At 42.9% G+C, this 22922-nt stretch carries 21 protein-coding genes, 1 pseudogene and 1 other annotated feature; of the genes and pseudogenes, 4 read left to right on the top strand and 18 right to left on the bottom strand.

Going from position 1 to position 22922, the window contains the following annotated elements:
* The first annotated feature begins 121 nt into the window (after positions 1 to 121).
* A complete protein-coding gene (uvrD, locus tag C228_RS0110760; RefSeq protein WP_018652626.1) occupies positions 122 to 2320 on the top strand; it encodes a DNA helicase II in 2199 nt (732 codons plus the stop codon).
* A gap of 68 nt (positions 2321 to 2388) precedes the next feature.
* On the opposite strand, the gene map is transcribed toward uvrD, so the two are convergent.
* The 13 genes and pseudogenes from map to hisG all read right to left on the bottom strand — a co-directional run bounded on the left by map (position 2389) and on the right by hisG (position 13365).
* Positions 2389 to 3195 carry a type I methionyl aminopeptidase gene (gene map / locus C228_RS0110755; RefSeq protein WP_018652625.1) on the bottom strand — a complete coding sequence of 269 codons (807 nt, stop codon included), beginning with the start codon at positions 3193 to 3195 and terminating at the stop codon, positions 2389 to 2391.
* A gap of 106 nt (positions 3196 to 3301) precedes the next feature.
* On the bottom strand, positions 3302 to 3967 hold the full coding sequence (locus tag C228_RS0110750) for a 7-cyano-7-deazaguanine/7-aminomethyl-7-deazaguanine transporter (RefSeq protein WP_018652624.1): 666 nt from the start codon (positions 3965 to 3967) through the stop codon (positions 3302 to 3304).
* Between the two features lie 120 nt (positions 3968 to 4087).
* A complete protein-coding gene (gene hisIE, locus C228_RS0110745; protein ID WP_018652623.1) occupies positions 4088 to 4729 on the bottom strand; it encodes a bifunctional phosphoribosyl-AMP cyclohydrolase/phosphoribosyl-ATP diphosphatase HisIE in 642 nt (213 codons plus the stop codon).
* Between the two features lie 130 nt (positions 4730 to 4859).
* Positions 4860 to 5633, bottom strand: a complete 774-nt coding sequence (gene hisF / locus C228_RS0110740) for an imidazole glycerol phosphate synthase subunit HisF (RefSeq protein ID WP_018652622.1) — start codon at positions 5631 to 5633, stop codon at positions 4860 to 4862.
* A complete protein-coding gene (gene hisA, locus C228_RS0110735) occupies positions 5615 to 6367 on the bottom strand; it encodes a 1-(5-phosphoribosyl)-5-[(5-phosphoribosylamino)methylideneamino]imidazole-4-carboxamide isomerase (RefSeq protein WP_018652621.1) in 753 nt (250 codons plus the stop codon). The genes hisF and hisA overlap by 19 nt, the downstream gene beginning before the upstream one ends.
* 120 nt (positions 6368 to 6487) lie before the next feature.
* Complete coding sequence (gene hisH, locus C228_RS0110730; RefSeq protein ID WP_018652620.1) at positions 6488 to 7081, bottom strand: imidazole glycerol phosphate synthase subunit HisH; 594 nt, start codon at positions 7079 to 7081, stop codon at positions 6488 to 6490.
* A gap of 16 nt (positions 7082 to 7097) precedes the next feature.
* Entirely contained in the window at positions 7098 to 8183 is a 1086-nt protein-coding gene (locus tag C228_RS14890; protein ID WP_018652619.1) for a hypothetical protein, read from the bottom strand.
* 191 nt (positions 8184 to 8374) lie between these two features.
* Positions 8375 to 9460, bottom strand: coding sequence for a bifunctional histidinol-phosphatase/imidazoleglycerol-phosphate dehydratase HisB (hisB, locus tag C228_RS0110720; RefSeq protein WP_018652618.1), 1086 nt, complete (start codon positions 9458 to 9460; stop codon positions 8375 to 8377).
* A gap of 100 nt (positions 9461 to 9560) precedes the next feature.
* Positions 9561 to 9722, bottom strand: a pseudogene (locus tag C228_RS0110715) (transposase); the annotation flags it as partial.
* A gap of 134 nt (positions 9723 to 9856) precedes the next feature.
* Entirely contained in the window at positions 9857 to 10909 is a 1053-nt protein-coding gene (hisC, locus tag C228_RS0110710; protein WP_018652616.1) for a histidinol-phosphate transaminase, read from the bottom strand.
* A gap of 21 nt (positions 10910 to 10930) precedes the next feature.
* Positions 10931 to 11089, bottom strand: coding sequence for a hypothetical protein (locus C228_RS14490; protein WP_018652615.1), 159 nt, complete (start codon positions 11087 to 11089; stop codon positions 10931 to 10933).
* A 15-nt stretch (positions 11090 to 11104) separates the two neighbouring features.
* A complete protein-coding gene (hisD, locus tag C228_RS0110700; protein ID WP_018652614.1) occupies positions 11105 to 12403 on the bottom strand; it encodes a histidinol dehydrogenase in 1299 nt (432 codons plus the stop codon).
* Positions 12404 to 12465: 62 nt separating this feature from the next.
* Positions 12466 to 13365 (bottom strand): ATP phosphoribosyltransferase, encoded by a 900-nt coding sequence (gene hisG / locus C228_RS0110695; RefSeq protein ID WP_018652613.1) that lies wholly within the window; start codon positions 13363 to 13365, stop codon positions 12466 to 12468.
* 35 nt (positions 13366 to 13400) lie between these two features.
* Positions 13401 to 13545: a sequence feature (His leader region), on the bottom strand.
* Between the two features lie 189 nt (positions 13546 to 13734).
* On the opposite strand from hisG, the gene C228_RS0110690 reads away from it, so the two are divergent.
* Positions 13735 to 14592, top strand: coding sequence for a phosphoribosylaminoimidazolesuccinocarboxamide synthase (locus tag C228_RS0110690; RefSeq protein WP_018652612.1), 858 nt, complete (start codon positions 13735 to 13737; stop codon positions 14590 to 14592).
* Between the two features lie 90 nt (positions 14593 to 14682).
* Here C228_RS0110690 and C228_RS0110685 read toward each other — a convergent pair whose 3' ends face one another.
* From C228_RS0110685 to C228_RS0110665, 5 genes are all read right to left on the bottom strand, one after another.
* Positions 14683 to 15000: a DUF2322 family protein gene (locus C228_RS0110685; RefSeq protein WP_018652611.1), complete on the bottom strand. Its 318-nt coding sequence runs from the start codon at positions 14998 to 15000 to the stop codon at positions 14683 to 14685.
* 66 nt (positions 15001 to 15066) lie between these two features.
* Positions 15067 to 17154, bottom strand: coding sequence for a TonB-dependent siderophore receptor (locus tag C228_RS0110680; protein ID WP_018652610.1), 2088 nt, complete (start codon positions 17152 to 17154; stop codon positions 15067 to 15069).
* A gap of 40 nt (positions 17155 to 17194) precedes the next feature.
* Complete coding sequence (gene fhuB / locus C228_RS0110675; RefSeq protein ID WP_018652609.1) at positions 17195 to 19147, bottom strand: Fe(3+)-hydroxamate ABC transporter permease FhuB; 1953 nt, start codon at positions 19145 to 19147, stop codon at positions 17195 to 17197.
* A complete protein-coding gene (locus C228_RS0110670) occupies positions 19141 to 20097 on the bottom strand; it encodes an iron-siderophore ABC transporter substrate-binding protein (RefSeq protein WP_018652608.1) in 957 nt (318 codons plus the stop codon). Before C228_RS0110670 ends, fhuB begins: the two co-directional genes overlap by 7 nt.
* Positions 20097 to 20861 (bottom strand): ABC transporter ATP-binding protein, encoded by a 765-nt coding sequence (locus C228_RS0110665; protein ID WP_018652607.1) that lies wholly within the window; start codon positions 20859 to 20861, stop codon positions 20097 to 20099. Before C228_RS0110665 ends, C228_RS0110670 begins: the two co-directional genes overlap by 1 nt.
* A gap of 240 nt (positions 20862 to 21101) precedes the next feature.
* On the opposite strand from C228_RS0110665, the gene C228_RS0110660 reads away from it, so the two are divergent.
* Together C228_RS0110660 and C228_RS0110655 are read left to right on the top strand one after the other, a co-directional pair.
* Positions 21102 to 22151: an extracellular solute-binding protein gene (locus tag C228_RS0110660; protein ID WP_018652606.1), complete on the top strand. Its 1050-nt coding sequence runs from the start codon at positions 21102 to 21104 to the stop codon at positions 22149 to 22151.
* A gap of 113 nt (positions 22152 to 22264) precedes the next feature.
* Positions 22265 to 22834 carry an acetate uptake transporter gene (locus tag C228_RS0110655; protein WP_018652605.1) on the top strand — a complete coding sequence of 190 codons (570 nt, stop codon included), beginning with the start codon at positions 22265 to 22267 and terminating at the stop codon, positions 22832 to 22834.
* The last annotated feature ends 88 nt before the right edge of the window (positions 22835 to 22922 follow it).

The following is a 22922-nucleotide window of genomic DNA, read 5'->3' as shown; positions in this document are numbered from 1 at the left end:
AATTCCCGTAATACTAATCAGTGACGCTAAAACTATTTGCAAAACTTTCGCTAAATTTAACCGCTTTGATCTATAATAAGATTAACTGTATAAACAAACATTAATTGAAGATGAGGTGGTAATGGATTTTTCTTTATTATTAGATGGTTTAAATGATAAGCAGCGAGAGGCTGTCGTTGCGCCATTGGGCAATTATTTAGTATTGGCAGGTGCTGGCTCCGGTAAAACACGAGTGCTGACACATCGTATTGCGTGGTTAATCGGCGTAGAAAACATACCAGAATCGAATATCCTGGCGGTTACCTTTACCAATAAAGCGGCGGCGGAAATGCGTCATCGTATCGAACATACCCTTTCTTCCAGCAGTCACCACCGTCTGTTCGGGATGTGGGTCGGCACGTTCCACAGCATTGCCAACCGTTTATTACGCTCACATTACCTTGACGCTAATCTGCCGCAAGATTTCCAAATTATGGACAGCGAAGATCAGCAGCGTTTACTTAAACGTTTGTTAAAGCTGCACAACATTGATGAAAAATATTTCCCGCCGAAACACGTAGCGTGGTATATCAGTGCGCAAAAAGATAAAGGTAAGCGTCCGAAAGATATTGATCACCATAACGATCCGAACGAGAAGAAATTAGTGCAGATCTACCAAATGTATCAAGATGCCTGCGATCGTGCTGGCTTACTAGATTTTGCCGAATTATTGATTCGCGCTTATGAACTTTTCCGAGACAAACCGCCGATTTTGCAACGCTACCAACAACGTTTTCAGCAGATATTGATTGATGAGTTCCAAGATACCAACAATATTCAATATGACTTAATCCGTCTGCTTGCCGGTGAAACCGGTAACGTAATGATTGTCGGCGATGACGACCAATCGATTTACGGCTGGCGTGGTGCGCAGGTTGAAAATATTCAGCGTTTCTTAAATGACTACTCAAAAGCGGAAACCATTCGTCTTGAGCAAAATTACCGTTCAACCGGTCATATTCTCGCCACTGCCAATGAGTTAATTTCCAATAACGAAGACCGTTTAGGTAAGAATTTATGGACTGATCAAGGTGATGGTGATCCGGTTGAAATTTATTGTGCTTTCAACGAATTGGACGAAGCCCGTTTTGTTGCGTCACAAATTAAACAATGGAAAGAAAACGAAGGCTGCCTAAACGAATGCGCGGTATTATATCGTAGTAACAGCCAATCTCGTGTGATTGAAGAAGCATTAATTCAAGCGAATATTCCATACCGTATTTACGGCGGTATGCGATTCTTCGAACGCCAAGAAATCAAAGATGCACTGGCATATTTACGTTTGATTGCTAATCGCCAAGATGATGCGGCATTTGAACGTGTGATTAATACGCCACCAAGAGGAATTGGCGAACGTACGTTAGATACGATTCGTCAAATTACCCGTAATCGCCAAATTACCTTATGGCAGGCGATTCAAGTAGCAGTGCAAGAAGAACAACTTTCTGGCAGAGCCGCTTCTGCCTTACTGCGTTTTGTTGAATTGATTAATGCGCTCGAACAAGAAACCGAGCAAATGCCGCTGTTTGAACAAACTGATTTTGTAATTAAAAAATCCGGCTTATACGAAATGTATAAACAAGAAAAAGGGGAAAAAGGCGAAGTGCGCATTGAGAACTTAGAAGAGCTAGTCACCGCCACCAAACAATTCAGTAAGCCTGACGAAGCGGAAGAAATGTCGGATCTCACCGCATTTTTAACTCACGCCTCATTAGAAGCTGGCGAAGCGCAAGCCTCTCCGCATCAAGATTATGTCGAACTAATGACGTTACATTCGGCAAAAGGCTTAGAGTTCCCCCGTGTATTTATGGTGGGTATGGAAGAAGGTATTTTCCCGAGCGGAATGAGCTTTGACGAAGGCAGGCTGCAAGAAGAACGCCGTTTGGCTTATGTCGGCATTACTCGAGCAAAGAAAAAATTAACGATCAGTTATGCCGAACTCAGACGTTTATACGGCAAAGAAGAGCGTCATATCGCTTCTCGTTTTATTGCCGAATTACCCGAACAGCATATTCGAGAAGTGCGTTTGAGAGGCAGTATCAACCGTGCGGCAAGTTTTGCCCAAAGCACACCTTCTGCAAAAAATTCAACAAAAACGACCGCTTCTTGTTTAGCAGACAATAGCTGGAAAATGGGACAAAAGGTGCAACATGCTAAATTTGGACAAGGTACGATTGTTAATGTAGAAGGCAGCGGCGAAGCAACTCGCTTACAAATCGCTTTTACCGGTAATGGCATTAAATGGTTGATTGCCAAAATGGCAAATCTTGAAAAACTCTAATGAACCATTACTAAATAAAAAATCCGCCGCAAGTGAAAACCTACAGCGGATTTTTTTATTTATCACGATTAAACGTTTTTCATGATACGAGAAATTCTGCCTTCGGCAATTTCTTCATCACGAATCGTCATTACTTCACAGCCTTCTTTGGTCACCACAATTTGGTGTTCAAACTGCGCTGAATGGCTGCGATCTTTAGTTTTTACCGTCCAACCGTCTAGCATATTGCGGATTTCTTTTTTACCCGCATTCACCATCGGCTCAATGGTAAACACCATTCCTTCTTGTAACACTACACCACCGTCATCCGAGTTATAGTGAAGTACTTGCGGATCGCAATGGAATTCGGTACCGATACCGTGGCCACAGTATTCACGCACCACCGAGAAACCTTGTTTTTCTACATATTGCTGAATAGTTTTACCGATTTCTTTTAAACGAATGCCCGGTTTTACCGTACGTAAACCGATATACAGCGATTCTAACGTGACATCAATCAAACGCTTATCACGAATGCTCGGCTCGCCAACCACATACATTTTTGAGTTATCGCCGTAGTAGCCGTCTTTAATCACCGTCACGTCAATATTTAAAATATCGCCTTTTTTCAATTTGCGATCCGCACTCGGAATACCGTGACACACCACTTCGTTTAATGAAATACAAGTCGCATTTGGGAAGCCGTGATAGTTTAAACACGCCGGAATCGCCTGCTGTTCGTTCACAATATATTCATGGCAAATACGGTCTAATTCTGCGGTGCTTACGCCTTCTTTCACATACGGCTCAATCATTACCAATACATCAGAGGCTAATTTACAAGCGACACGTAATTTCTCAATCTCTTCTTCGGTTCTTAATGGAATCTTGCTCATGCTGTTCTCTCTTCTTAATTCAAGCGGTTAAATTTCTCAATTTTCTTGCAAATACGCAGAAAAAAGTAAGGGGATTATACCTTTTTTCAGCATAATCCCCAAACGACTATTTCAGTTTAAACTTTTTGACTAAATAATTGAGTAACACACCGTACAACGGTAAAAACAGCAATAAGCTGACAAACAGTTTAAACGCATAGTCCACTGTACCGATGGTGAACCAATGTTCCGCCATATAAGCATCATCGCTTTTATAAAATGCCACCGCAAAGAAAGCAAAGGTATCAATCAAAGTGCCAAAAATGGTCGAACACATCGGCGCAAGCCACCACGTTTTGCCCTGACGTAAGCGGTTAAACACCACAATATCCAATAACTGCCCGACTACATAAGCACAGAAACTGGCTAAAGCGATACGGAACACAAACAGATTAAATTCGCTTAACGCATTAAAGCCTTGGAATTGCGTCTCAAAAAATAGCACCGAAATCACATAACTAATCAGCAACGCCGGCAACATTCCAACGAAAATAATTTTGCGGGCGAGACTTGCTCCAAATACACGTACGGTTAAATCTGTCGCCAAAAACACAAACGGGAAAGTGAAAGTCCCCCAAGTGGTCGGAATCACAATATCGGTAAACGGAATATTAACCTCAAAAGTAATCTGTACCAAATAGTTACTGATAGCGATAATAAAGATATGGAAAAGGGAAAGTAAAACCAGAGAACGACGCTTTTGTGCGTCTGAAAAATCAATTTGAAAGTTCATATTGTTCCTTTTTAAAAATAAAAAAGCCGAGGTAAGGGAACTCGGCAACCAATTTTGAGGGGCGCATTATACGCAAGCGGTCAAATTTTGCAAATTTTTTACAAAATCCAACCGCTTGTGTTATTTATTTGAGCCTTCCGGATGAAGTCCAACGCCTTTATGACGCTCCTTCAATTTGGCAATCACATCGCCCCATTCGAGATTCATCGAATGTAATAATACGGTTAAGTGATAGGCTAAATCCGCCGCTTCGCTTACCACTTCTTCTTTATCTTGCGACACCGCCGCCAATGCGGTTTCAACGCCTTCTTCCCCGACTTTCTGAGCGATTTTCTTCACGCCTTTGGCGTAGAGTTTGGCGGTATAAGAACTTTCTGGATCCGCATATTTGCGCTTGGCAAGCACCTGTTCCAATTTCGAAAACCACGTCCAATCACCTTCAGATTGGCTTTCAAATTGATGGAAACAACTCCCCTCGCCCGTATGGCAAGTCGGCCCGATTGGATTTACTAAAATCAATAACGTATCGTTATCGCAATCTAAACTCATATCCACCACATTTAAAAAATGCCCAGATGTTTCGCCTTTTGTCCACAAGCGTTGTTTGGTGCGTGAATAGAACGTTACCACTTTCTCCGCTAAGGTTTTGTTTAACGCCTCTTGGTTCATATAGCCCAACATTAACACTTCACTGGTTTGGAAGTGTTGGATAATGACGGGAAGTAATTGATCGACTTTTTGCCAGTTGATTTTGTTTTGCATATTGTTCCTTACCCTATACGAGCCGTATAGGGTTACATAATCTGAGCCACGCTGTGGCTCTTTTTCTTTCAGATATACAGCCGCAGAGCGGCTAGAGGATTATTGAACCTAGCACGGCTCGTGCTAGGTATTAACGACGTATCTCAACACCTTCTGCGTTAAGATACGCCTTCAACTCCCCAATCTCAATAATCCGCTTGTGGAACACGCTCGCCGCCAACGCACCATCTACATTTGCTTCAATAAACGCATCTCGGAAATGCACCATTTCGCCAGCACCGCCAGAGGCTATGAGTGGCACTTGGCACACTTCACGCACTTTTTTGAGTTGCACCAAATCGTAGCCGTTGCGTACGCCGTCTTGGTTCATCATATTTAGCACAATTTCGCCTGCCCCACGGCGTTGTACTTCTTGCACCCAGTCGAGCAGTTGCCAGTTGGTTTGGCGGGTGCGTTTTTCATCGCCCGTGTATTGATTGACCCAATACTTGCCTGATTCTGCCTCAAACCAGCTATCAATGCCGACCACAATCGCCTGTACGCCAAAACGATCCGCCAGTTGAGTAATCAGCTCAGGGTTGGCAAGCGCAGGGGAATTGATGGAGATTTTATCCGCCCCGAAAGCGAACAATTTTTCCGCATCTTCAAGGGTTTTGATTCCGCCAGCCACGCAAAACGGAATGTCGATCACTTCCGCCACTCGTGCCACCCAGCTTTTATCGACCGTGCGACCGTCCGATGAGGCGGTGATGTCGTAAAACACCAACTCGTCCGCCCCCTCGTCCGCATAGCGTTGTGCAAGCGGTACGATATCGCCGATAATTTCGTGGTTGCGAAACTGCACGCCTTTGACCACCTGACCATCACGCACGTCCAAACAAGGGATTATCCGTTTTGCCAACATTCGATTGCCTCCGCCACATTAAATTTGCCTTCTAACAACGCACGCCCTACGATCACGCCCGACACACCTGTGCCTTTTAACGCCTTAATATCGTCAAGCGAGCCAATTCCGCCTGATGATTGGAATTGGATCTCAGGGTATTTGGCACAGATTTCACGGTAAAGATCCACGTTCGAGCCAGCCAGCGTGCCATCTCGGGAAATATCGGTACATAAAACGTGCTGTAATCCGACTGCTTGATAATCTTCGATCAGCTCTTCCAGCGATACGCCACTTGCTTCTTGCCAACCGCTAATCGCAATGATTTTTTGACCGCTTGCGTCAATGTTTACGTCCAACGCCAGCACGAATTTTTCCGCCCCATATTTTTCAAACCAGCCCTTGACCATTGCCGAATCTTTGACGGCGGTAGAGCCTACCACCACACGATTTGCCCCTGCGGAGAGTAAATCCGCCACATCTTGCTCGCGACGGATACCGCCCCCCACTTGAATAGGGCAGTGGGTGTTTTCGATGATTTGAGCGATTAACGCGGTTTGTCGTTTGGCAGGATCTTTCGCCCCTGTTAAATCAACCAAATGCAACTGCTTCGCCCCTTGTGAAAGGTAGCTAGCGAATTGCTCAATCGGATTGTCGGAATAGGTGGTTTGTTTCGCATAGTCCCCTTGATGTAGGCGAACGACATTGCCGTCGATTAAATCGAGGGCGGGGATGATGATTGATTTTTTTTGCATATTGTGTTCCTGTACCTAGCACGAGCCGTGCTAGGCTGAATAAACTCAGCCGCTCTGCGGCTGTATCAAAGAGCCACAGCGTGGCTCGGATTATGTAGCCCCATACGGCTCGTATGGGGGTTAGATATTCTCCACAAAATTCTTCAGCAACTGTGCGCCATTTTTGCCTGATCTTTCAGGGTGGAACTGCACGCCGTAGAAGTTTTTGCTCGCAATCGCAGCCGAGAAAGGAACACCATAATCAGCGGTGGCAATGGTATTTTCATTCGGCAACACCGCATAGCTATGTACAAAATAGAAATGGCTGTTTTGCTCAATGCCGTGAAATAACGGGTGGTCGGCTTGATACTGAACCTTGTTCCAGCCCATATGTGGCAACGGCAAACCTGTATTGGGGATTAACTCGGTTTTGCCACTCATAAACCCAAGCGTTCCCACATTACCTTCGGCAGAAAATTCAGTCATTAACTGCATACCCAAACAAATACCAAGCATTGGCTGAGTAGCGTTACGGATTGTTTCAATCAAATCACGATCTTGCAAAATCTTCATCGCCGCCACAGCCGTCCCCACACCGGGCAACAGCAACTTATCCGCCGATTTGATTTTGTCTAAATCACGACTAATCTCCGCCTGAATCCCCAAGCGGTCGAATGCAAATTTTACAGATGACAGGTTTGCACAGCCTGTGTTGATGATGGTGAGGTTTGGCATTTAGTTTCCTGCTATTTTATTTTTTAAATTCTTTTATCAAATTAGATAATTGTTCTAAACCATCAAATGTACTAGGGACTTTTTCTGAATCAGAAAGAATGCTACTGAAAATCAAATTCTCAAATTTTTCTAATGAAGCACCATCTTTTTCTTTTATTTCTTTTGCATAATCTGCATAACTTTGAATAAATTGGCAAAGAGATTGTCGCAATTCAAGTTGCATTATTTGGGTTTGGATTGAATTATAATGCAAGGCAACTCTGAAAAAATAAATAAACACAAGCTCTAAACCTAAGATTGGTAACATTTGTTCCCAACCAATCTTGCTCCATTCAATATTATATTCTGCAAACCAATTAAAAAATCTTCCACCAATAATAACTATTGGTAATGCAACCAAAAGAACACAAAATACAGACATAATCCCAAACGAAGTCCATTTACTCCATCGTTTTTGAGAAAGTAAATTTTCAAAACCCTTAGATAAACCAACAAAATTAAATGCTGTTTTTTGCTCATCAAGTTTTTTAGCTAATATTTCAGTTTTATCTTCTGCTTCATTTAAAAAATTGGATGTATCTACTCGCTCAAGTGCTATCTCTTCTTTAAGTTTTTTTATTTCTTTGATGGCATCATTTTTATGTTTCTTATAATTTTCAAACTCTTCATAATCCCTGTATTTTAAATTAAAGTTTAATATATCAATATCTAACCCTCTAATAATGTAATCTTTTCTAAATTGATTTTCAGCAGAGTTTAATTCATCTTTATTAGTCCTAAAATCATACCAAAGATTTTCCAAATCAATTCTTTCTATATTATTTCTTTTCGAATAAAGATGCATTTCTCTAACAAACCAAGCACATATCAAATATAGTTCGTCTGATATAGGTCTATCATTTAGATATTTATCTAATTCTTCCCCTTGCATTAATACACTATATGGAGTTATTTTTTTCAACTCAGAAAACTCTCTTTCCATTTTTGCTAATGTAGACAAACAAAATTCCCATCTCTTAAAATTTTTGTGGTCTTTTTCTGCTGTTTCTCTATATTCGCGTAAAGCTATTACTATACGATTTAATACATCTTCTGAAACCATAATAATTATATGTCCTTTATAACTTACAAACAGTCAAATTCCCCAAAAAAAACTTTGCAAAACCCAACCACACTTTTTCAACGTAATTGTAGGGACGCACTGCGTGCGTCCATTTTAAATCACGCTCCGTTTTCACGACGGACACACGCAGTGTGTCCCTACCGTTCATATTATTGACATTTTGCCGAAAATCACAACACTCCCTTCGAACTCGGCAATTCATTCCCTTCAATTCGAATCGCTTGTCGTAAGGTTCTGCCGAACACTTTAAACAGGCTTTCGATTTTGTGATGATCATTGTCGCCTTTGGCCTTGATGTGCAAGGTGGCGAGCATGGTGAAAGCGATGGATTGGAAGAAATGCTCCGTCAATTCGGTGCTGAAATCACCCACTTTTTCACGCTTGAAATCTGCTTTGAATTTAATAAACGGTCTGCCGGATAAATCCATTGCACATTGGGCTTGGCATTCGTCCATTGGTAACATGAAACCAAAACGGGCGATACCTCGTTTGTCGCCGATGGCTTGTTTTAACGCAGTGCCAAGGGCAAGGGCAGTGTCTTCAACGGTGTGGTGTTCGTCAATCCACAAGTCGCCTTTGCATTGCACATTCATTCTAAAACCGCCGTGGGTGGCGATTTGGTCGAGCATATGGTCGAAAAAGCCCACGCCGGTGCTGATTTCGCTCACGCCAGTCTCATCGAGCCACACCTGCACTTTGATGTCGGTTTCTTTGGTGGTGCGAACCACTTCCGCATAGCGAGGTTGGCGTTCACAAGCGGTCGTTTTTGGCAATAATTTTTCCACAATTAGATCCCAATTTAATTTTTCTGGGTGATATTGTAAACCTTGAATCTCTAAATTTTCGGCCAGTTTTAAATCGGTTTCACGGTCGCCAATAACAAAACTGGTTTTAGGATCAAATAAATTTTGTTCGATATATTTTTTTAATAATTTGGTTTTAGGTTTACGACATTCACAATTATCCTCTGGGGCGTGCGGACAAATTAACACTTCATCAAAATAAATACCTTGTGAATTAAATAATTTCATCATCGCATTGTGCGGTTTATCAAAATTTTCTTGCGGAAATTTAGGCGTGCCTAAGGCGTCTTGATTGCTGACCATCACAAAACGGTAATAGGGTTTTAATTTTAATAATGCAGGAATCACATTCGGCTCAAATTGTAATTTTTCTAAACTATCAATTTGAAAATCGGTTTTGGGCTCGTCAATGAGCGTGCCGTCTCGGTCGATAAAAAGGGTTGGTTGTGTCATGTTTGCTCCTGTTATACCCCATACGAGCCGTATGGAGCTACTTAATCTGAGCCACTGCGGCTCTATTTTTCTATCTTATCAGCTCCAAAGGAGCTGGGCTTAAATGATCAGGCATTCCATTTATGCGATGTAAAGTGCATTTTTGTTGCTGACAAAATGCCCAAATATATTGGTACAACTCTTTCTCATTTTCTTCGTTAATTGCCGGAATACTTTGTAAGGTACGAAAAACAATATGATAAAAAAGTTTGGTATAGCTCATATTTCTCCTTTTTCTATATAAGTGTCCACACACGAGCCGTGTGTGGTTCGATAATCTGAGCTACTTTGTAGCTCTATTTATTTTTATTATCAGCCGCAGAGTGGCTGTGCTTATTTAGCCTAGCACGGCTCGTGCTAGGCATTTCTAATCCCTTCGACTACTTTCTCTAGCTCATATCTTGTACCAATACTAATCCGAATACAATTCTGCAATCCCAATGCTTTGTGTTGGTCTCGCAAAATAATGCCTTTTTCCCACAATGCTTTAAACACTTTTTGTCCGTCTTGGAACTTGACAAGAACATAGTTGGCTTCAGCGTCAAAGATTTCCACCACACTTGGAATGGTTTTAAGCTGTTCGATTAGCCACATACGGTTTTCTAGCACATTTGCCACACGTTGTTTCATCTCTGCTAAACCCTGCTCGGTTAAGGCTTGGGCGGCAATATCCGACACAGGCACAGGCAACGGATAAGGGGCGATCACTTTTTGCAACACGCCGATCAGCTCAGGATTAGCAAGGGTGAAACCGCACCGCAAGCCTGCTAGGGCAAAGGCTTTGGATAGGGTGCGGATAATCGCCAAATGCGGAAAATTCGCCAGCTCATTCGCCATTGTCGCAGTTGGGCAGAAGTCGATGTACGCCTCGTCCACCACCACAATCGCACGCCCTGCCGTCATTTGCAAAAGTTCGAGCAAATCCGACCGCTTGATTAGCCCCCCAGTCGGGTTGTTCGGGCTGCACACAAACACCACTTTCACGCCGTCCAGATGGTGAGCGATTTCGGGCAAATTGAGCTGAAAATCCGCCGTCAAAGGAACGGTTTTCACCGCCACGCCACAAGTTTCGGCACTCACGCCATACATTCCGTAGGTCGGCGGACAATACAGCACGCTATCATTCGCCTCGCAAAAAGCACGGATAATCAGCTCAATGCTCTCATCACCGCCACGGCTAACCAGCACATTTTCGGGCTTTACGCCAGCATATTGGGCATAGCCATTGATCACGGCAGTGGGTTGAGCCTCTGGATAGCGGTTAAATTGGCGAGCCGAGAGATCAAAATCGGGCGAAGTCGGGTATTCGTTGGCGTTCAGCCACACATCGCCCTTGCCCCCCAAACGGCGCGCCGATTGATAAGGGGTGAGGGCTTGGATATTTTTCCGAGAGAGTTTTGTGATTTGCATATTTTTCCTTATTTGAGCTGGTTAATTGGGCGATCTTGCCCCTTCGCAAATTTGACTTTGAGCGTTATAACTGCCACCTCTATCCAAGCAATCATCTTTGGCAAAAAATTCTTGGATAGTAGGTTTGATAAATAGCACTAAGAGTAAAATTACAATCAATATATAGATAAATTTTCGCATTTTGTTTCCTTAAATTTATGGTTGATTTTGAGGTATTTTTGCCAACCGCACCGCCACCGCCTGTTTGTGTGCCTCTAACTGTTCCGCCTCTGCCATAGCGATCACGGTTGGGGCGAGATCTTGAAAGCCTTGCGGGGTGAGTTCTTGCACGGTCATTCGCTTGCTGAAATCGGCTAAACCAAGACTTGACGTAGTGCGAGTGTAGCCGTAGGTCGGCAGAACGTGGTTGGTGCCACTGGCATAGTCGCCCATACTTTCAGGGCTGTACGCCCCCAAGAAAATTGAGCCCGCGTTGTCAAGCTTATCGAGTAATGCACGAGCGTTTTCGACCTGCACCACCAAATGTTCGGGTGCATATTCGTTGCTGATTTCGACCGCTTGTGCAAGGCTTTCGGCGATGAAAATTCGGCTGTGTTCCAACGCTTTGCAAGCGGTCTCTTTTCTCGGTAATTTTGCAAGCTGACGTTCGATTGCCTGTTCGACCGCTTGGGCGAGGGCTTGGCTTGGCGTAACCAAAATTACTTGGCTGTCCGCCCCGTGTTCGGCTTGCGAGAGTAAATCGCTTGCCACAAAATCAGGATCGGCAAATTCGTCCGCCAACACCAGCACTTCGGACGGCCCTGCCTGCATATCCATCGCCGCCCCATTGACCGACTGCGACACTTGGCGTTTCGCCTCGGTAACAAAGGCGTTGCCCGGCCCGAAAATTTTATCGACTTTGGCGACCGTCTGCGTACCGAACGCCATTGCTACAATCGCCTGCGCACCGCCCACTTGGTAAATGGTTTCCACACCACATAAATTCGCCGCATATAAAATCGCATCGGCAATCGGTGGTGGTGAACAAAGTACCACTTTTTTACAGCCCGCAATTTTGGCGGGAATGGCGAGCATTAACACGGTTGAGAACAGCGGTGCAGAACCGCCCGGAATGTACAAGCCGACACGGTTGATCGGGCGTGTTACCACTTGGCAACGCACCCCCGATTGAGTTTCGATGTCCACAGGTTGCAGAATTTGAGCAGTGTGAAATTTTTCAATATTCGCTTTGGCATTTTGGATCGCCTGTTTTAACTCATCTGATAAACGATCACTTGCCGCTTGGATCTGTGCTTTTGAAACAACAAGGCTAAACAATTTGACTTTATCGAATTTTTCCGACAGCTCAAATAATGCCTTGTCGCCATTTGCCAATACATTTTCACGAATAGAATCGACCGCTTGTTGAATATTGAGCGAAGAGTTAATCGCAGGGCGAGTCAGCGCCGCTTTGCGTTGTTGTTCGGTTAGGTTTTTCCAAATTAGGGTTTGCATATTGTTCTCCATTTTCGTTTTTAAATCTCCCCCAGCTCCTCTTTACGAAAGAGGGAAGATTTTTAAGCCAACATCTTCTCAATCGGTAGCACAAGCACTGAACTTGCGCCCATTGCTTTGAGTTGTTCCATGGTTTCCCAGAATAGGTTTTCTTGGCTGACGACGTGCATTGCGACACGGGCTGAATCATTAGCGAGCGGGAGAATGGTTGGGTTCTCCACTCCTGGTAAAAGTGCGGTGATTTCTTTGAGTTTATCTTTTGGGGCGTGCAGCATAATGTATTTACTTTCCGCTGCTTGTTGTACGCCTTGAATTCGGGTGAGTAGCCGATCGGCTAACGCTTGTTTTTCGGCTGAAAGCGGTCCAGCACGTTGAATCAGGCAGGCTTTGGATTGATAAATCACTTCCACTTCTTTTAAGCCATTAGCCTCTAATGTTGCGCCGGATGAAACCAAATCGCAAATCGCATCGGCTAAACCGGCGGAAGGGGCAACTTCGACAGAGCCGTTAAGTAAGGTGCTTTTAAATGCAACGCCCTTTTCGTTCATATAGCGTTTTAGTAAGTTCGGATAGCTGGTGGCAATACGTGAATTAACAAAATCCTGCACACCGTTATAAGTGCGGTCACAATCAATCGCCAGCGACAAACGGCAGCCGCCAAAATCCAAGGTGCGTAATTTTTTATATTCGACTTTTTCGCCGGCGGCAAGACGGCCTAGTTCCTCTTCTTCCAATACATTTTCACCAATCACGCCGAGATCCACTACGCCTTCAAAAACCAAGCCTGGGATATCGTCATCACGCACACGTAAAATTTCAATCGGCATATTTTCCGCATAAGCGATTAAGCGCTGTTCGTTCCAGTTAATTTTTACCCCGCATTGTTTGAGTAATTCGTTGCAATCTTTGCTTAAACGCCCTTTCTTTTGCAAGGCGATACGTAAGCGATTTGTGGTTGTCATTTTGTCTTTCCCCATGTTGTGTTTAAATTTCGGATATAAAAAACCTCTCGAAAGTTGCCTTCCGAGAGGTTATGTATTTAGCTACGATATGCGGTTGCGATTTATACGTACTCGGAAGCTTTGCTATCTTCCGACCACACTCAAATGCCCGAAAGATATCAGGTTGAATGATGGTGATGATGAGTACGGATAAAGTTCATAATAAGTTTCCCAATATAAATTTGTTGAATTGCTTTTTAGAATACGCTCAAAATTTATAGATTGCAAGCTGTTTTTTGATAAAAATTTCTTCTTTTAGAATAAATTCGCAATCGTTTGCGTAAAAGAGTATAATTCGCTTAATTTTTTGTTCTAAAGGAATTTTTAACCATGCAAATTAGCTTAAAAAAAATCTATTCGGGAAAAGTACGTGATCTTTATGAAATTGATGATAAACGTATGTTGATGGTCGCCACCGACCGTTTATCCGCATTTGATGTGATCTTAGATGATCCGATTCCTCGTAAAGGCGAAATCCTTACCCAAATTTCTAATTTCTGGTTCCAAAAATTAGCTCACATTATGCCGAATCATTTCACTGGCGATTCCGTTTTTGATGTTTTACCGAAAGAAGAAGCGGAAGCTATTCAGCACCGTGCCGTAGTTTGTAAACGCTTAACACCGGTAAAAATCGAATCGATCGTACGTGGTTATTTAACCGGTTCGGGTTTAAAAGACTATAATCAAACCGGCACGATTTGCGGCTTAAAATTACCGGCAGGTTTGGTAGAAGCAAGCAAATTGCCACAACCAATTTTCACGCCGTCAAGCAAAGCAGAAGTAGGCGATCATGATATTAACATCTCATACGAAGAATGCGAACGCCAAATCGGTGCGGAATTAGCAGCAAAAGTACGTGATGCGGCAATTGCGCTTTATACCGAAGCTGCAGAATATGCGCTTACTAAAGGCATGATTATCTGCGATACCAAATTTGAATTCGGTTTAGATGAGAATGGTACACTAACGTTAATGGACGAGGTTTTAACACCTGATTCAAGCCGTTTTTGGTCGGTAGAGACTTATCAAGAAGGTACAAATCCGCCGTCATTCGACAAACAATTTGTGCGTGATTGGCTGGAAAACAGCGGTTGGAATAAGCAAGCTCCGGCACCGAAAGTACCGGCGGACGTGATTGAAAAAACCGTGGCAAAATACCAAGAAGCATTGGATTTATTAACTAAATAATACTCAGCTTTCCCTAAAAGCAAGCGGTCGGATTCTGCAAATTTTTTGCAAATTCCGACCGCTTGTTGTTTGTGAATTACTTCACGATAATTACTTAGCGACAGGCTCAAGCGTTAATGCTAAATCTTCGTTAATGACTTTAAATAATAAGTCGATATTCGGGTGTTTACCGGCATTTTGTTTTGCGTCTTCCACCTGTTCGGCAAACCATTCAATACCTTGTTGTGCCGCTGAAGCGGTTAATTTCCCGTCAAATTTTGACGCCAATGCATTGTACAGTTTAAGTGAACCCAATTTACCTTCCACTGCTGGAATATGATGAATCACCTTCCCTTGTGCGTTACACACATTTAAACCGGCAAGATGATCAACCGTTGAGAAGGTTGCTAAATAGTCTTTAAATTGCATATTGTTTCCTTATGATTATGATAAAAAAGAGCTGAAATTATCAGCCCTTTTGATAGGTTTTGCAAATTAGAATTTGTAACTTACTGTGGCATTTACTTTACGTTCCGCACCATAGTAGCAGTAGTAGTCACAAGCAGCGACATACTTACGATTGCCTAGGTTATCCACATTAAGCTGTGCCGACCAGTTTTGATTGATATTATAACGAGCCATTAAATCCACCACCGTTGCACTCGGCACACGAGCGTGTGAATAGAGCGAGCCTTTTGAAGTTACGCTATGCCCTAAATAACGTACACCCGCTCCTACCATTAAGCCGTTTAATACGCCATCAGTAAAGTTATAAGCGGTACGAGCCGCTAAAGTATTGGTCGGAATCAGAGACTGACGAGTTTTCTCACCGGTTGCCGCTTTACTTTCCGCTTTCGTATAAGTGTAAGCTACGGTTGCATTCCAATTTTCAGTCAAGTTCACATCCGCTTGAAGCTCAAAGCCCTTGCGATAAATTGGATCGGCACTGCTGATCGTTGCACCTGTGCCATTATTCACTAATGCACCAGTATCTTTCGCACGGAATCCGGCAAGCGTAATCACCCCATCTAACCAAGTCGGCAGATATTTCACCCCGAGCTCATATTGGCGAGTGATATTCGGATCATACAGCGACTGATTACCACTTAAACCGACCGGTAGGCGGAACGATTCGCTATAACTAAAGTATGGATTTAAACCGTATGCGCCTTCATACATTAATGAGCCGGAGTATGAAGTATGATTGTTTTTAACCGTTTTATCAGAGGTATATTCGTTTTGACGCGCACGATCATGACGAATGCCAAAACCTAAGATATATTTATCCGCAATACGAGCCTGATTTTGTAAATAGAAACCTAGCTGACGAGATTTAATATGCGTATCCGTACCAACCGGTGTTCCTGTTTGGTTCCAGGTTGCACGATAATTACGTAAATTTGCCGTATAACCTAACGCATATAGGCTATATTGAGCATCCACTTTGTTGTGGCGATAATCCGTACCGACTACCACCGTATTTTTTAACCAATCGTTTTTGAAATCCCAACTAATACGGTTATCCGTTGAGTGTGAAATCGCTTTACCCTGATTAAATACGGTTTGACCCGATACATTATAGCCATTTGCACTTGGTGCAATTGCCGACCAATCCGCCGCATACGCTGACGGATAAATGTAACCGCCTCGGTGATTATTTTCTACATGGCTGTAGCGATAGCTTGAGTTTGCGCGCAAGCCATTGCCAAAATCATGATTTAATTCATAACCGATACCGTATTGTTTATTCTCTTCATGATCATTTACAGGATCACCAAAGTTTACGTTTCGACTATAGTATGAACCGTCCGGCAATGCGCGTAACGTCCCTTCTTGCGGATAGAAATTAGAACTTGGTGTACCGCTATCCTTTTGATAACTAGTTAAAATACTTAAACGAGTACGATCCGAAATATCCCATTCAAGACTTGGCGCAATATAAACCGTTTTATTATCGGTATCTTTCCATTCCCCATCCGCATGGTTTAATGAAGCCACGACACGATAGCGAACATTTTCATCATCGGTAATTTTGCCGGTGTAATCCGCACCGAAGCCATACAAATTATTGCTGCCGAAATTCGTTTTAAATTCACCACGACCGATTTGATCTCGGTGCGCACGCTTAGTGACATAGTTAATTAAACCGCCTGAATTTGCCGCACCAAACGTCATTGAATCTGCGCCTTTAGTCACCTCTACCGCTTCTAAACCGAACGTTTCCACGTAAGGTGTAAAAAAGCCGTAGCTAAAAGTCGGTAAGCCGTCCACAGCTTGCGACACTTCCGTACCACGAACTCGGAACCAATTGGTATTGGTATCGTTGCCAAATACTTGGTTAGCAAAACCAGCCTGATAACGCCCGATTTCGTCCGCTTTTTTCACATCTTGTTTATCCAAATCTTCACGGCTGATTGCGACCGCTGATTTAGCTTGATGTACCGGCACTTCGCCCATTTTGTACATTGAACCGGAAGAAACCACCGACACCTCATCCAATACTGCGGTTTCTTGTGCGATTGCCGGTGAGATTGCTAAGGCAACTGCCGAAGCAACTGTCGAATAGAAAAACGTTTTTTTCATTTTATTCACCCTAAAATGTTATTAAGAATTTTTATGAAGGTTAAACCCTTCTTAGCATTAATAAAAAATAAGTTCCACCGACTAATGTAGCAACTAACCCTGCTGGAATTTCATACGGAAATAGTAACTGCCTGCCGAACCAATCGGCAAGTGACATAATTAATCCACCCAAACAGGCTGAAATCAAAATCTGTTGCGGAACTTTTTTTACCCCTAAAAAACGCACCATTTGCGGCACCAGTAAACCGATAAAGCTTAATGGCCCGATAACCAAGGTTGCTAGTGCAGTTAATAACGCACTAAATAAAATTAAGCACCAGCGAACTTGTTTAAGATTTAAACCGAGTGATTGTGCCATGGGGGCTTGTAACGCCAGTAAAGCGAGCCAACGGCTAAAAATCAAACTTGCAAAAAGTAACATAAAACTGACCGCTAGCAAGCCGATAGCCAATTCATTGCTCACGTTTTGAGTTGAACCAGATGTCCACGCAATCAACTGATTCGCTCGAGGATTACCGCTGGCAATCGCTAAACGCTGTAAGGTATCAAACAATGCCGATAAGCTAATACCGGTCAGTAATACTTTTTCCGGCAACATACCGCTACGCTGATTGATTGCAGTTAATACCAATAATGCAACACAAGCGCCGAGAATCCCTGCCAGCCAAAACCATTCGGTTTGCTGTACACCAAACAGAAATAAAGCGGCTAAGACCCCCATCGAAGTGCCGGAAGATACCCCTAATAACTCGGGGCTTGCCATTGGATTTAGTGTTAAACGCTGTAAAATCACACCGGCAACCGACAATAAAATCCCGACCGCAATTGCCGTCATTAAGCGAGGCAAACGCAATGCTATTAACTCGCATTGTTGTGTCCACTGCCAGCCACTAATCTCTTTACCGACAAATAACGATAAGCAAATCGCCAAAACTAAACCGGCTAAAATCAAGCCAAGTACAAGCGGTCTAAATTGGCGAATTTTTTGCGAATCCGCTTCTTGCAAACGTCCGCTATGCGGCAAAGCACCAAACATTAGCCAAAGTAACAATGGTGTACCTAATAAAGCGACCACCGCACCGGTTGGTAAATGCATACCGCTAAAAAAGGCAAATAACTGTAACAGCAAATCCGTATTTGCCAACAATAATGCCCCCAACACAAAAGTAGCATATAGTTGATGACTAAAACGGCGAATATGCAGTTGGCGCACGATGGTTGCCGAAGCCAAGCCGATAAAACCCAACATACCGACTTTCGCCACCACAACCGCAATTAAAAATGCCGCAATCAATACGCCAATGACCCGCAATTTTGCGACCGGCACACCTAAGCTCTGCGCATTCGCATCATTTAACACCAAAATGGTTAGCGGACGAATCAATAAACCGATCAATAATAAAGCCGGTATGGTTTGAGCAATCAGCAATAACGAGTCCCGCCAACTCTCTTGCACTAAAGAACCGGCGCCCCATTGCGCCAAACCTCGAGATTCTTCCGGATAAAACAGCATCATCAACGCGGAAAACGAACCGAAATACAAATTTACCACTAAGCCGGCAAGAATCAGCAATAACGGCGACATTGTTTTTCGCATTGCCAAACTTAGCACTAAAATCAGGCTAAGTGCCGCACCGATTAATGCCACTGCACTTGAGCCGTATTCCAACCAATCCGGTAAAAAAATTGCAGTTAAAAATAAAGCAAATTGTGCGCCACTACTAATGCCAAGCGTATTATCCGATGCTAACGGATTCGCCATCACTTGTTGTAATAACAGGCTTGCTAAACCTAAAATTCCGCCTGCCAACAATGCCATTACAATACGAGGCAAGCTATAGCTTTGAATCAGCAATAGTTCCAAATTTTCACTTGGCAAAAATAACGAAACCAACCCGCTTCCGTCCGGCAGTTGTAGCATTAATACGGTCAGCAGCAGTCCAAAAAACAGCACGGCTAATCCGCTGAACAATAATTTGCTCGCTTTTACCATTGTTCGCCTCCATGCAATAACCCGTTAGCAAACATTTCGGCAAAACGTTGGGCGGAAGGAATACCGCCGAATGTCCAAACCGCCGGTAAAATTAACGGATCTTTCGCCATGGCTAAACGTTGCCATAAGGTGTTGTAGCGCAAAGCGGAGCCGATGTTCGCCGGATACGGTTTTACCACTACTAAACGGCTATTCGGCGCAAGTTTGGCTAACTGAGTGACATCAATCGTCTCAAAGCCCCACGCATTTTGCAAACCGTTCCACGCATTGAGAAAGCCGAGTTGTGATAACACCGCACCAAACGGGCTGTTTGCGGCATAAATGCGTAAATGACGTGTATCAATAAACTGTACCAAGGCAATTGGGCGCTCCAAATAAGGTTGAACAAGCGGTCGAATTTCACCAATTTTTTGCCAATAGTTGGTCATGAGCTGCTCAAATTCCGTTTGTTTATCAGCAATCAACGCTACTTTACGGCTGGCATTCACAATATTTTGCCAAGCATTGCCTTCCGTATAAAAATCGACTAATGTCACAGTCGAAAACGGCTCGAGCGTTGCGGAGGCTTGAGCGTAAAAGCTGCTATTAATAAAATGCAAATCGTGATCGCCCTGTTTTAAGGCAAGAATCTGTTCCGGATTCGGCTGCATTCGCACGCCGAGATCTAAAGTATCATGCGGTAACGCCGGTTCACTGACCCACTGCTGATAACTTTTTACATCACCGACCGCCACCGGTTTCTCACCTAACGCAATTAATGTTTCGGCAACCGTCCAATCCAAGGTCGCAAAAGATTTTGCCTTTACCCCGAAAGACATTGCAAAAAAAAGCACAAAAACGACCGCTTGTAGCGTTTTAACCACAGAATTACACGGAACCCCACGGAAAATACGATAAATATTTTCTGTGTTTTTCTGTGTGTTCCGTGGTAAAAAAATAAGTTGTTTCATCAATAAAAACTCACCGGTCGTTTGGTTTCAGGGTGTTTTATCACATTCAGATCAATGCCGTAAATTTGTTTTAATTTCTGGCTGTTTACAATCTCAAACGCATCCCCCTGCGCCAATAATTTGCCGCTATGCAACGCCACAAGCTGATCACAATAACGTGCTGCCAAATTAATATCGTGAATCACAATAATCACACCTAAATTCAGCTCATGTGCCAATTTTTTGACCAATTCCATCACTTCTACTTGATGAGCGATGTCCAAGGCGGCGAGCGGTTCGTCTAACAACAAGAATTTGCTTTGTTGCGCCAATAACATTGCCAGCCAAATGCGAGAACGCTCACCGCCAGAAAGCGTATCCACCAACTGCTCGGCAAACTGTTCGGTATGGGTTAAGGCTAAAGCTCTCTCGATGGCTTCATGATCTTTTTGTTTATTAGAACCGAATAAGCCGTTCCACGCATAGCGCCCCATGGCGATAAGCTCTCTGGCGGGCAGATTGGTAGCTTGCGGAAGATGTTGAGGAAGATAAGCGACTTGTTTGGCAAAATCTCGTGATGACCATCGGCTAAGCTCTTGCTGATTAAATAGAATTTTACCTGCCGATACTTGTTCTTGTTTTGCCAATAATTTGATGAGTGTAGATTTACCTGAGCCATTATGTCCAATTAAACCGTACACTTTACCTTGCTCGAATTGCAAAGAGATTGAATGGAGTAAAGTTCGAGTAGGAATAGTAAAAGTCGCATTTTCAATTAAAAACACAATAGCTCCAACTAAATAAAAGGAAGACCATTCTAACCATTCTAATTAAAAATTATTAGCATTAAAATAGATTTATGTATTTTAATATATTCAGTCAATACAAGCGGTCAAATAAACAAAAAATTTTACAATTTTAACGACAATTTATAGAAACTATGCACAGTTATCGCTATAATTTCATGCTTTTGGACTAGGTATTACGCCTAGTTTTTTATTGACCTTTTTCAGAGGATAAAAAAATTGATTAAATTCGGTCGTGCATTTTTAGCAAAACTTGCTGTATTAAGCCTTGCGTTTTCTGCACTCACCGCACAAGCTGCTGAGAAATTATACGTTTATAACTGGACGGAATACGTACCTTCATCACTCCTAGAAAAATTCACCAAAGAAACGGGAATTGAAGTCATTTATTCGACATTTGAAAGTAATGAAGAAATGTATTCGAAGTTAAAACTTTCAAATTCAAAAGGTTATGACATCGTATTTCCTTCCAGCTACTATGTTGGCAAAATGGCAAGAGAAGGAATGCTTGCCGAGTTAGATAAAAGCAAATTAACTAACTTAAATTATGTTACGCCGGAACTGATGGCAAAGCCGTTCGACCCGGAAAATAAATACTCTCTGCCTTATGTGTATGGTTTAACCGGTATCGGGGTGAATTCACAAGATTTTGATCCAAGTACCATTTCAAGCTGGGGGGATTTATGGCGTGATGAGTATAAAGGCAAATTGCTGATGATGAACGATCCGCGTGAAGTGTTTCATATTGCCTTATTACTTGATGGTAAATCACCGAATAGCGAAAACGAACAAGAAATTCAAAGCGCTTATCAGCGTTTACAAAAATTAGTACCGAATGTGTTAGTTTTTAATTCGGATTCACCGGAGATGCCTTATTTACAAGGTGAAGTTTCCGTAGGGATGCAATGGAGCGGTTCGGCGCACCGTGCTAAAAGTGAAAATCCGGATTTAAAATTTGTGTTCCCGAAAGAAGGAGCCGTGATTTGGATGGATAACTATGTGATTCCCAAAAGTGCGGTAAATAAAGACGCGGCACATAAATTTATCGATTTCTTATTACGCCCTGAAAGTGCGAAAGAAGTAATCGAAACCATGGGCTTTTCTATGCCGAATGAGGGTGTAAAAAGTCTGCTTTCTCCAGAGCTTGTCAATGACCCGTTAATTTTCCCGCCGAAAGAGGAAATTAATAAAGGCATCTTGCAAGCAGACGTAGGCAAAGCCGTTGAAATCTACGAAAAATACTGGAATTTGCTAAAAACGGGCAAATAGTTATTTGCAAAATTTGAAGAAATAACAACCGCTTGTTATTTCTTGCAACTCAAACGTCCTTCCAATCGGAAGGACGAATACTTTAAACATTAAACAACGACTTGAGGTCTTAAATGTCAAATCATAACTCTTTAACTGCGAATCCGGGTCCATTAGGTTTATGCGGCTTTGCATTAACAACTTGGTTACTTAGCTTAATCAACAACGGTACATTTGGTGGCGAAAACGTAGGCTTAGTGCTTGCAATGGGTTTCGCTTTCGGTGGTACTGCACAAATGATCGCAGGTATGTTTGAATTTTCAAAAGGTAACACTTTTGGTTTCACTGCATTCACTAGTTACGGTGCTTTCTGGTGGTCATTCGCATTATTCAAAGTATTCTTCGCTGAAGGCGTAACTGCACCGTTCATCGGCTGGTACTTAGTGGCTTGGGGTACATTCACATTCATGATGTTTATCGGTACATTAGCAAAAGCACGTGCATTACAAGCAATCTTCTTAGCATTAACCATCACCTTCTACTTATTAGCGGCAGGCGATTTCACCGGTGATCACTCACTTACTCACATCGGTGGTAACTTCGGTTTATTAACTGCATTATTAGCGTTCTACTTAGCGGCGGCAGAAATCATCAATGAAAGCTTCGGTCGCACAGTATTACCAATCGGTGTACCAAAACAATAAGAGTTAATTCTCTTGATAAGGACGCTACAGCGTCCTTATTTTTTACCTCCAATTAATGCTCTTCAAATTTTGCGAACCACTTCACACT

It is taken from the genome of Actinobacillus capsulatus DSM 19761, assembly GCF_000374285.1.
Lineage (GTDB): Bacteria > Pseudomonadota > Gammaproteobacteria > Enterobacterales > Pasteurellaceae > Actinobacillus > Actinobacillus capsulatus.
This window is presented reverse-complemented; position numbering and strand designations above follow the sequence as displayed.